1 protein-coding gene is annotated in these 455 nt (G+C 72.1%); it reads right to left on the bottom strand.

Translation table 11 applies throughout. The features are described 5' to 3' along the window. Positions 1-393, bottom strand: a 393-nt coding sequence (locus V2J85_RS40665; RefSeq protein WP_330824398.1) for a PadR family transcriptional regulator, incomplete at its 3' end; no start/stop codon positions are given. Positions 394-455: the final 62 nt, after the last annotated feature.

The following is a 455-nucleotide window of genomic DNA, read 5'->3' as shown; positions in this document are numbered from 1 at the left end:
ACCGTTCCTGGTCTCCGAGGCCGCCGCCCGCATGTCGCTGCGGAGCCGGCCCGCCGCCCCCCGTACGTCCTCGCGTATCTCGGCGGCCAGTTCGGCGAGGGAGTCGCGGATCTCCAGCTCCAGATCGGCCAGTTCACCGCTGCGGCCCGCCAGTTCCTCGCGTCCGGCCTCGGTGATCGAGTAGACCTTGCGCCCGCCCTCGGTGGCGTGGGTGACCAGGCCCTCGGCCTCCAGCTTGGCCAGCCGGGGGTAGACGGTGCCCGCCGAGGGGGCGTACAGGCCCTGGAAGCGCTCCTCCAGCAGCCGGATCACCTCGTAGCCGTGGCGCGGCGCCTCGTCCAGGAGCTTCAGCAGATACAGGCGCAGTCGGCCGTGGGCGAAAACGGGGGCCATGTCAGAGAACCTTTCCGGTCGGCTCGGCACCGTATGTGCCGTCCTCGGCGGGGGGCCTGCGC

It is taken from the genome of Streptomyces bugieae (genome assembly GCF_036352915.1).
Lineage (GTDB): Bacteria > Actinomycetota > Actinomycetes > Streptomycetales > Streptomycetaceae > Streptomyces > Streptomyces endophytica.
Note: the sequence above shows the minus strand (reverse complement) of the source record. Positions and strands in the feature narration are given on the sequence as shown.